The sequence below is a fragment of the Campylobacter sp. IFREMER_LSEM_CL2090 genome (assembly GCF_025771865.1).
Classification (GTDB): domain Bacteria; phylum Campylobacterota; class Campylobacteria; order Campylobacterales; family Campylobacteraceae; genus Campylobacter_D; species Campylobacter_D lari_D.
Genome location: NZ_JAKMRA010000003.1, coordinates 75,606 through 84,698 on the forward strand (window position 1 = coordinate 75,606; position 9,093 = coordinate 84,698).

Consider the following 9,093-nt stretch of genomic DNA (forward strand, 5'->3'; position numbering starts at 1 on the left):
ATCTTTAATTTTGAAAGGATTTCATGAAATTTTTTAATATATCGTGGCTTAAATTTATTATTTTGAGTGCTTTTTATATAACTAGTATCAATCTGAAATTGTTTTCTTATATTCACGAAAATTTACATCCTCATAATAATGATATTTCCATTATTTTATATATAATTATATATTTTGCACTATTAGTTGGAATTTTCGCTTTATTATTTTTGCCTTATCTTAGCAAGATTTTAATGATTTTTTTAATAGGTGTGAGTTCAATTAGTAGTTATTTTATGATCAATTATGGTGTTATTATAGATCATGATATGATTAGAAATGCTATGCAAACTGATCAAAAAGAAGTACGCGATCTGATTAATTTTAATATTTTTGTTTATATATTTTTTACTTTTGTGATTCCAACATTTTTAGTTATAAAAGCTAAAATAGAATATCACAATATCAAAAAACATTTAATCATTAAATTTGGCACTTTAGTTGTTGCTTTATTTGTTGCTTTTGGATTGCTTGGAATTTTTTCAAAAAGTATTGTACCATTTTTAAGAACTTATAATGAAGTAAGAGTTTATAACACTCCTTTTTATCAAATTTATTCAGCAATTAAATATATAAAATTAGAAGTTATTCCAGAAAAAGAACTTCAAAAGATAGCTTTAGATGCGAAAATGGAAAAAGACTTAAACAAAACTATGATTTTAGTCATAGGGGAAACCGCTAGAGCAAATAACTATTCTTTGGGTGGTTATACCAAAAATGATACTAATTTTTATACCAAAAACGAACCTAATTTAGTATATTTTGACAATGTAAGCTCTTGTGGGACAGCAACTGCTAGAAGTTTACCTTGTATATTTTCAAGACACAAAAGAGCTACTTTTGACAATAGTCTTTATGAAGAAAATGCTTTAGATATTTTACAAAGAGTTGGAGTTCAAAGTGTTTGGCTTGGAAATAATTCTGGAGGTTGCAAAGGAAACTGCGATCGTATAGCACATAAATTGATTTCAAAAGATTATGATGAGAGCTTACTTGAGCTTGTAAAAGAACAATTACAAAATCCATCTTCAAGTAAAATCATAGTCGTTCATTTGCAAGGTTCTCATGGACCAGCTTATTTTAAGCGCTATCCAAATGAGTTTAAAAAATTTACGCCAACTTGCGATACAAATGAATTACAACAATGCTCGCAAGAAGAATTAACTAATACCTATGACAATACTTTACTTTATACAGATTTTATCATCAAAAGTCTTATTGACTTACTAAAGCAAAGTCCTGCACAAAATGCCTCATTGTTGTATGTATCAGACCATGGAGAAAGTTTAGGAGAAAATGGAATTTACCTTCATGGAATGCCCTATTTCATAGCACCAAAAGAACAAACTCATGTTCCTATGATTCTTTGGAGCAAAGATAATAATTTAATCCAAGAATTACAAAAAAAGAAAGATTATAAATTATCTCAAGATAATATTTTTTCAAGTTTATTAGGATATTTTAATGTCCAAACTAAAGAATATGAAGAAAACTATGACTTATATAGTAAAAATTTAAAGGAAAATCCTTAATGAAGCCAAAGTATTCTTTATTTAAAAATGCAAGTTATGCTTTTAGTGGCATTAAATTCTTGCTTAAAGATGAAATGGCTTTTAGAATAGAATTTGCCATTATCTTACCTTTGATTTTTGTAAGCTTTTTTTTACCTGTGAGTTTTTTAGAACATTTTGTGCTTATTTTAGTATTAGTTTTGATTTTAATTATAGAAGCATTAAATTCTGCTATAGAAGCTTGCGTGGATCTTTGTACGAGCGAATTTCACATCTTAGCTAAAAAAGCAAAAGATTGTGCGAGCGCTGGGGTGTTTTTTAGCATTGTTTTGGCTATAATTACTTGGAGTTTTATTCTTTTTAATATGGCTAGAGAATGGATGATAAAGTAAAAACACTATGCATAAAAATCTTTGGTAAAAAACGCTTTGAAATTTTAGAATTTTTAGCCCTTCATGCTAATGAAGATGGCTTTGTCTTTGCAAATATCGAAGAACTTTCTAAAAAGTTAAACATCAGTAAACCAACCATCATTTCTACTTTTAAATTTTTAGAAGAAAAAGCTTTGCTTGAAAAGCTCAAAAACGGCTTATATAAACTCAAATAGGAGATAAAATGACGCTTAAAAACCCTTTGGATATGCATTTACATTTACGCGATGAAAGCATGCTTGAACTTGTAGCTCCATTTAGCGCAAAAGACTTTAAAGCGGGAGTTATCATGCCAAATTTAATCACTCCGCTTACTGAAATAAACGCATTAAAAGCTTATAAAGAACGCATTTTAAAAGCATGTAAAAATGAAGATTTTACGCCTTTGATGACTTTATTTTTTAAAGACTATGATGAGCAATTTTTAGAAAAAGCTAAGGATGAAATTTTTGCTATCAAACTTTATCCTGCAGGCATAACTACAAATTCAGATAATGGAATTTCAAGCTTTGATATAGAAAAGTTAAAACCTACACTAAATGCTATGAGTGAGCTTGGCCTGCCTTTACTTGTACATGGAGAAACAAATGATTTTGTAATGGATAGAGAGGCAAATTTTGCTAAAATCTATGAAAAATTAACTAAAAATTTTCCAAAATTAAAAATTGTAATGGAACATATTACCACTAAGGTTTTGTGTGATTTATTAAAAGATTATGAAAATTTATACGCAACTATCACTTTACATCATTTAATGATAACCCTTGATGATGTAGTAGGTGCTAAGATGGACCCACATTTGTTTTGCAAACCTATTGCAAAACGCTATGAAGATAAAGACGCTTTATGTGAGCTTGCTTTTAGCGGCTATGAAAAGGCTATGTTTGGAAGTGATAGCGCACCTCATCCTTTGCATACTAAAGAATGCTGCGGGTGTGCAGCTGGCGTATTTAGCGCACCGGTGATTTTACCTGTATTAGCTGAACTTTTTGAAAAGCACTCAAATGAAGCAAATTTACAAAAATTTATTTCAGATAATGCTTGTAAAATCCATAATCTTAAATTTGAAAAAGATAAAATCATCACTTTAGAAAAACAAGAATGGCAAGTAGCGCAAAAATACGGCGATGTAGTGCCATTTATGGCGGGAAAAACTTTAAATTTCAAGGTTATTTAGCCTTGAAATTTAATCAATAATCAAAAGTTTTATCTTAGCTTCTATAATCTCTTCTACCTCATCTTTTACAAAGCTTTCTAACTCTTGTTTGTTTGCATTAATGCCATTCATACTCAAATGCCATAAGGCATTTTCTATCGCACTATCCTTATCTCTTTTTACCACTCTAGTTTCATTAAAAATTTCACTCTCATAAGAAATATTTTGCGCATTTAAAAAACTTTGCAAATCCTCTTCATAAAAACCTTTAAAATGCGTGTTAAAATGCTCAAATATAGGATCTAAAAAGCTACTTTTGCGCCTACTCGCCCAGCCTAAATATACTTTTTTAGAAGCTAAGCTTAAAAAAGCTTTATAGTCTTTTTCATTTTGCAAAGCAGGAGACATGCTCAAAAAGGCTAAATCAAAATTTGTGTTATTGTTTTTATAAAAGTTTTCAAAGTCTAAATTTAAAGTTTTTATATTTGATATAGCATGAGTTTTTGCATCTTCTTGTAAAATTTCAAGCATAGCACTAGAGCTGTCTATACCTAAAACACTTTTTGCTTTTTGTGCTAAATGCAAAGTCCAAACACCGCTCCCACAGCCTATATCCACCACGATTTTGCCTTGTAAAGATCTAAGTTTTGCAAAAGTGACTTTTTGAATTTCGTTTAAGCTAGAACTATATCTTGCATAGCTTTTTGCTTTTTTATTCCATAAATTCATCTTCACTCCTTATTTTTTCTAATATAGTATAATATTTTTTTGTTTTTAGAAAGGAAAATTATGCGTGTATTGTTTTTGTGTTTGATTTCATTTTTAAGTATATATGCCAAAGATTTGGTAAGTGTTAGTATAGCCCCACAAGCTTATTTTGTAAAGCAAATTGCTAAAGACACTTTGGACATCAATATAGTCATACCACCTAATGCAAATGAGCATACTTTCGAATTTAAACCAAGTGGTATTTTAAAACTTGAAAAAAGCGATATTTACTTCACAGCAAATTTAGAATTTGAAAAAATTTGGATTTTAAAACTTAAAGATAATCTCAAAAATACCAAAATCATCTCTACTCAAAATGGCATTGATTTTATACCTTTACAAGAGCATGCTCACGAAGGACACCATCATCATGGAGATGACCCTCACACATGGCTTGATCCACTTTTAGCAAAAACTCATGCTAAAAATATCACTTTAGCACTTATAGAACAATACCCGCAAAATAAAGCATTTTATGAACAAAATTTAGAAAATTTCTTAAAAGAAATGGATACATTAAATTTACAAATACAAGCTTTATTTAAAAACACAAACAATAAGCATTTTTTAGTTTATCATCCATCTTGGGGGTATTTTGCAAAAAGATATCATCTAAGTCAAATTCCTGTTGAAATAGAAGGAAAAGAACCTAAGCCAAAAGACTTGGCCAAGCTTGCAAAACTCATACAAAAAGAGCAAATAAAAGCTATTTTTGTACCTAAAGGAGCTAATAATAATACCATTAAAGCTATGGCAAGTAATTATAATCTTAAAATCATAGAACTTGATCATTTGCCAAGTGATTATGAAAATGAACTTTTAAAAGATGCAAAAAATATAGCAAGCGTTTTACAATGATAAAAATCAATATTAAAAATTTAAACTTTTCATATAACCAAGATGAGGTTTTAAAAAATATCAACCTAAACTATGAAAGCAAAGACTTTTTAGCCATAGTAGGGCCAAATGGCGGGGGTAAATCTACACTTTTAAAACTCATACTAGGCTTACTAAATAGCCATAAAAATATAAACTTTGAAAGCTTAAGTTTAAAAGATATAGGTTATGTCCCACAAAATACTTTAGCTAATCCAAACTTTCCAGTACGCGTGCTAGAAGTGGTGATGATGGGAAGGGTGGATAAAAAATTCTTTGGTTTTTATACCAAAAAAGATCAAGAGCAAGCCTTGCTAGCCTTAGAAAAAGTAGGTATGAGAAATTTTTGGGATAAAAAAATCAATGAACTAAGCGGAGGCCAAAGACAAAGAGTTTATATAGCAAGAGCCCTAGCAAGTGAATGCAAACTTTTAATCCTTGATGAGCCTACTGCAAGCATAGATACCAAAGGCTCGGTGCAGATTTTTGAGCTTTTGAAAAAATTACACGAAAGTGGGGTTGGCGTGATAGTAATATGCCATGATTTAAATGTAAGCTTAGCTTATGCAAATAAAATCGCATATTTAAACAAAGAATTATTCTTACATGAAAACACCCCTGAAAAAAAGGCACATTTACTAGCGCATTTAAGCCAAAATCACACGCATTTTTGTGATGTGGAGCTTAGCTTGGAGCAGTGTTGCTGTGAAGGAAAAAACCATGCTTGAACTTTTATCTAGCTCTTTTATACAAAATGCTTTTTTAGCTGCATTTTTAACTAGCATTGCTTGTGGGATTATGGGGACTTTGATCATGATCAACCGCTTAAGCTCTATGGCAGGAGGCATTACGCATGGGGCTTTTGGGGGTATAGGTATAGCATTTTATTTTGGTTTGCCAGTACTTGTTAGTACGAGTTTATTTACGCTTTTTTTAGCCTTGCTTGTAGCATTTTTAGTGCAAAAATATCCTTTTAGAAGTGACAATATAGTCGGGGTTATATGGGCTTTTGGAATGGCTGTTGGTATCATACTCATAGACTTAACCCCTGGGTATAATGGTGATTTAATGGGGTATTTATTTGGTAGTATTTTGTCTGTACCTACGCAAGATATAGTTTTATTTGCAGTGATTGATGTGATTTTTATCATTTTAGTATTGCTTTTTTATCGTCAATTTGAAATTCTAAGCTTTGATAAAGAATTTGCAAGCTTAAGAGGAGTTAAAACTAATCTTTTTCATTATCTTTTAATCGCAATGATGGCTTTTTGTATCGTTATAAGTATCAAAGTAGTAGGGCTTATACTTGTGATAGCTTTACTTAGCATACCTGCATTTATCGCTGAGAGTTTTTCTAAAAAGCTTGGACAAATGATGATCATCTCTACGCTTTTGAGCATAAGTTTTTGCGTGATAGGGCTTTTTGTAAGTTTTTATTATAATCTTGCAAGTGGAGCTTGTATCATAGCTAGCGCTTGTATAGCTTTTGTGCTTTATCTTTGTTTTAGTGCTTTTTTAAAGAAAAGTTGAAATTTACTTTTACTTTAAAACGCTATTTTCATGCACTCTTAAAAAACTAGCAAATTTTGGCTTGCCGTTTTTGGTTAAGCCATTGTATTTAAAAGCGATGATAGCACCAACTGGCGGAGGGTTTAAGCGATCGCTTTCTTTAAAGCCTGAACCTATTTTAAAACTTACTTTTTTACCCTCAATCACTGCTTCACAAAGCAAAGATCCCATTTTACCTTCAAATTTTCCTTTACCTTCTAAATGCTTTTTCACAACACATTCTGTATCATCAAAAGGTTTTAGTTTAAAAGCATTGTTTGATCTTTTCTTTTCATAAGGTGCATTGTTTAATCTTATGATCACGCCCTCGCCTTTATGCGAAATGATATCTTGGTAAAACTGCTTTAAATGATTTTTATCTTTAATGCGAGTTTGTGGGATGATTTTTATAAAATCATTTGGATTTTTAGCTAAATACTTTTTTAAAACTTCCAATCTTGCTTCTAAAGTACAAGGATCAAGTTTAAATTCCTCACAAGCATTTGGCACATCAAAGACATTATAACTTACTTTTTGCCAAAGCTTTTCATCAGGATTTTCTTGGCGTATTAAAGATGAAATTTCTTCAAAAGAAGCTCTTTTTATCCAAAGTTCTCCATCTAACTCAAATTTAGGAAAATTTTTTGTAAAAAATGAAGGGAGTTTTATAGCATTTCCTGCTCTTGTTTGCATAGACTTACCACTCCAAAGTCCTCTTACGCCATCGAGTTTTTCGCTCATGAGATAATGGCTTAAATTTACATCTTTAAATGCTTTTTCATCATAAACTTTAAAAAGCAAAATATCTTTAGCAAAAAGAGAATTTAAAAAGAGAGTAAAGAGAAAAACAAGGCTTATAAAAAGCCTTGCAGTAAGATTAAAGTGCTTTTTTAGCAGCATCTGCTATTTTAGCAAAAGCAGCTGCGTCATTCATCGCTAAATCAGCTAAGATTTTTCTATCAAGCTCAATACCTGCTTTTTTAAGACCATTTATAAATCTTGAATAACTAATATCATTTAGTCTGCAAGCTGCATTGATACGTACTATCCAAAGACGACGGAAATCACGTTTTTTGCGGCGTCTATCACGATACGCATAAACCAAACTTCTTTCTAATTGTTCTTTAGCTTTTCTAAAGTGTTTGCGGCGACCACTATAAAAACCACGCGCAAGTTTTAAAACTTTTTTATGTCTGCGGCGTCTTACAACACCTGTTTTTACTCTTGCCATATTTATCCTTTCACAAATTGGCGTTCGTTAAACGAATCTTGCCCTTTAAATAAGGGGAGCTTGAATGACTTTCGTCAAAAACTAAATTTAAGCGAGCTTAAATTCCTAACATTTTTTCAACCGCTTTAACATTGGTTGAGTGAACATACTTAGAAGTGCGAAGATCACGCATTCTTTTAGCAGGTTTTTTAGTCAAAATGTGGCTTCTATAAGCAGCGCCTCTTTTGATTTTATTTTTACCTACTTTGAAGCGTTTAACAGCACTTTTAACGCTTTTCATTTTTGGCATGTGTATCCTTTGGATCAATTTTTTCATAAAAGAAAGCTATCATTTTACTACAACTATGCTTTAGAAAAATTAAATTCATTTCTTAAGAATTTTTCTTTAAAATTAAGTAAAATACCAAAATCAAACATTTTCAAGGAAAACTATGAACAATCTTTTAATCCTTTATAATCCTTACTATCAAGATAATGTCATCAAAGAGCATTTGCAAATTCTGCTTGATAAAGGCAAAGTTGCTTTTGCCAAAGTAAAATCAAAAATCAACGATCAAAACAATTCTTTTGAAAAAGACTTAGATGAAATTTATACTAGCACTAGTAAAGATAGTCCTTTGCAACTTTTTTTAAGTGATTATGCGAATTTATTTGTAGCAAAGGTCACAAAGGTAAGCAAAAGTTTAGATGATGAGAGTTTATTACCAAGTTATTATAAAGAAAAGAATTTTAACATCGAGTGTTATTTCATCATAGAAGATTTAAGAGAATTAGTTCGTGAAGATTTTACAACTGTTAAAAATCACTATCTATCAAATTTTACCACGCCAAATTATAAAAACAACTCTTATGCTATCTATGGAAATTCTTATATATATCCTTTAATCATCAAGCAAAAAAACGAGATTGATTATTTTTTAGATGAAACAAAGTATTATTTAAACGTTTATAAAAGCCAAGAGTATCTAAAAATTCAAGATATTTATAAAAAATACATCTTTGGAAATGAGCTTTTTCACCTTTTACATCCTGATAGCATTAGCAATATAATATATGCTGAAATGGAATTTGATGAAAATAAACAAGATCCTTTGTATGATTTTACTTCTATCATCGTTAAATACTCTAAAACCTTAGAATATGAAATTTATGATTTTTGTAAAAAAGTATTTTTGCAACTTTGCCAAAAAGATGAAAACATAAAAAATATAAGCTATAGCGTACAACAAAATGCTTATATATTAAATGATTTTTTTAAACATAAACCAAATATAGGCACGATGAAGTTTTTACTTATCAATAAACAAATTCAAGACTTACTTGAAATAAAATGTAAAAATTTTATCATTTATGAGCTTTGCAAGCACATGAATACCTTGCAAGACATAAGAAACACAGCTGTGCATGAAAAAGCCTCATCGCTAGAGCAAACTAAAAAGTTAAGAAATCTCATCTTGGGCATGGATACTTTTAGCATTTTAAAAGGAATTTTAATACAAAAGCAAAGATTAGATGATAAACAAGTGTTATAAC

12 protein-coding genes are annotated in these 9,093 nt (G+C 30.2%); 8 read left to right on the plus strand and 4 right to left on the minus strand.

Annotation, left to right across the window (positions count from 1 at the left end; all coding sequences use genetic code 11):
- Positions 1-23 precede the first annotated feature (23 nt).
- The 4 genes from L8V85_RS02540 to pyrC are packed head-to-tail and all read left to right on the plus strand — an operon-like array spanning position 24 to position 3,158.
- Complete coding sequence (locus L8V85_RS02540; protein ID WP_263737404.1) at positions 24-1,571, plus strand: phosphoethanolamine transferase; 1,548 nt, start codon at positions 24-26, stop codon at positions 1,569-1,571.
- Positions 1,571-1,942 carry a diacylglycerol kinase gene (locus L8V85_RS02545; RefSeq protein WP_263737405.1) on the plus strand — a complete coding sequence of 124 codons (372 nt, stop codon included), beginning with the start codon at positions 1,571-1,573 and terminating at the stop codon, positions 1,940-1,942. Before L8V85_RS02540 ends, L8V85_RS02545 begins: the two co-directional genes overlap by 1 nt.
- Positions 1,927-2,157: a helix-turn-helix domain-containing protein gene (locus L8V85_RS02550; RefSeq protein WP_012660796.1), complete on the plus strand. Its 231-nt coding sequence runs from the start codon at positions 1,927-1,929 to the stop codon at positions 2,155-2,157. Before L8V85_RS02545 ends, L8V85_RS02550 begins: the two co-directional genes overlap by 16 nt.
- A gap of 8 nt (positions 2,158-2,165) precedes the next feature.
- Complete coding sequence (pyrC, locus tag L8V85_RS02555; protein WP_263737406.1) at positions 2,166-3,158, plus strand: dihydroorotase; 993 nt, start codon at positions 2,166-2,168, stop codon at positions 3,156-3,158.
- Between the two features lie 9 nt (positions 3,159-3,167).
- On the opposite strand, the gene L8V85_RS02560 is transcribed toward pyrC, so the two are convergent.
- Positions 3,168-3,866 carry a class I SAM-dependent methyltransferase gene (locus L8V85_RS02560; protein ID WP_263737407.1) on the minus strand — a complete coding sequence of 233 codons (699 nt, stop codon included), beginning with the start codon at positions 3,864-3,866 and terminating at the stop codon, positions 3,168-3,170.
- A gap of 60 nt (positions 3,867-3,926) precedes the next feature.
- Here L8V85_RS02560 and L8V85_RS02565 point away from each other — a divergent pair, with 60 nt between their 5' ends.
- From L8V85_RS02565 to L8V85_RS02575, 3 genes are read left to right on the plus strand one after another with little or no spacing between them, the layout of a single operon-like run.
- The gene (locus L8V85_RS02565) at positions 3,927-4,763 is read left to right on the plus strand and encodes a metal ABC transporter solute-binding protein, Zn/Mn family (protein ID WP_263737408.1); all 837 of its coding nucleotides are present in this window, start codon (positions 3,927-3,929) and stop codon (positions 4,761-4,763) included.
- Positions 4,760-5,509 carry a metal ABC transporter ATP-binding protein gene (locus L8V85_RS02570; RefSeq protein WP_263737409.1) on the plus strand — a complete coding sequence of 250 codons (750 nt, stop codon included), beginning with the start codon at positions 4,760-4,762 and terminating at the stop codon, positions 5,507-5,509. The genes L8V85_RS02565 and L8V85_RS02570 overlap by 4 nt, the downstream gene beginning before the upstream one ends.
- Positions 5,502-6,311: a zinc ABC transporter, integral membrane protein gene (locus tag L8V85_RS02575; RefSeq protein WP_039625059.1), complete on the plus strand. Its 810-nt coding sequence runs from the start codon at positions 5,502-5,504 to the stop codon at positions 6,309-6,311. The genes L8V85_RS02570 and L8V85_RS02575 overlap by 8 nt, the downstream gene beginning before the upstream one ends.
- 9 nt (positions 6,312-6,320) lie before the next feature.
- Here L8V85_RS02575 and L8V85_RS02580 read toward each other — a convergent pair whose 3' ends face one another.
- From L8V85_RS02580 to rpmI, 3 genes are all read right to left on the minus strand, one after another.
- Positions 6,321-7,229, minus strand: a complete 909-nt coding sequence (locus L8V85_RS02580; protein WP_263737410.1) for a DNA ligase — start codon at positions 7,227-7,229, stop codon at positions 6,321-6,323.
- Entirely contained in the window at positions 7,207-7,560 is a 354-nt protein-coding gene (rplT, locus tag L8V85_RS02585) for a 50S ribosomal protein L20 (protein WP_039617097.1), read from the minus strand. The genes L8V85_RS02580 and rplT overlap by 23 nt, the downstream gene beginning before the upstream one ends.
- A gap of 97 nt (positions 7,561-7,657) precedes the next feature.
- The gene (gene rpmI / locus L8V85_RS02590; RefSeq protein ID WP_039617094.1) at positions 7,658-7,849 is read right to left on the minus strand and encodes a 50S ribosomal protein L35; all 192 of its coding nucleotides are present in this window, start codon (positions 7,847-7,849) and stop codon (positions 7,658-7,660) included.
- 142 nt (positions 7,850-7,991) lie between these two features.
- Here rpmI and L8V85_RS02595 point away from each other — a divergent pair, with 142 nt between their 5' ends.
- Positions 7,992-9,092, plus strand: coding sequence for an HP0729 family protein (locus L8V85_RS02595; RefSeq protein WP_263737411.1), 1,101 nt, complete (start codon positions 7,992-7,994; stop codon positions 9,090-9,092).
- The last annotated feature ends 1 nt before the right edge of the window (position 9,093 follow it).

Bases quoted from the DNA above. Each gene is read 5' to 3' on its own strand.
- L8V85_RS02540 (WP_263737404.1), top strand. From the start codon at position 24: ATGAAATTTTTTAATATATCGTGGCTTAAATTTATTATTTTGAGTGCT.
- L8V85_RS02545 (WP_263737405.1), top strand. From the start codon at position 1,571: ATGAAGCCAAAGTATTCTTTATTTAAAAATGCAAGTTATGCTTTTAGT.
- L8V85_RS02550 (WP_012660796.1), top strand. From the start codon at position 1,927: ATGGATGATAAAGTAAAAACACTATGCATAAAAATCTTTGGTAAAAAA.
- pyrC (WP_263737406.1), top strand. From the start codon at position 2,166: ATGACGCTTAAAAACCCTTTGGATATGCATTTACATTTACGCGATGAA.
- L8V85_RS02560 (WP_263737407.1), bottom strand. From the start codon at position 3,866: ATGAATTTATGGAATAAAAAAGCAAAAAGCTATGCAAGATATAGTTCT.
- L8V85_RS02565 (WP_263737408.1), top strand. From the start codon at position 3,927: ATGCGTGTATTGTTTTTGTGTTTGATTTCATTTTTAAGTATATATGCC.
- L8V85_RS02570 (WP_263737409.1), top strand. From the start codon at position 4,760: ATGATAAAAATCAATATTAAAAATTTAAACTTTTCATATAACCAAGAT.
- L8V85_RS02575 (WP_039625059.1), top strand. From the start codon at position 5,502: ATGCTTGAACTTTTATCTAGCTCTTTTATACAAAATGCTTTTTTAGCT.
- L8V85_RS02580 (WP_263737410.1), bottom strand. From the start codon at position 7,229: ATGCTGCTAAAAAAGCACTTTAATCTTACTGCAAGGCTTTTTATAAGC.
- rplT (WP_039617097.1), bottom strand. From the start codon at position 7,560: ATGGCAAGAGTAAAAACAGGTGTTGTAAGACGCCGCAGACATAAAAAA.
- rpmI (WP_039617094.1), bottom strand. From the start codon at position 7,849: ATGCCAAAAATGAAAAGCGTTAAAAGTGCTGTTAAACGCTTCAAAGTA.
- L8V85_RS02595 (WP_263737411.1), top strand. From the start codon at position 7,992: ATGAACAATCTTTTAATCCTTTATAATCCTTACTATCAAGATAATGTC.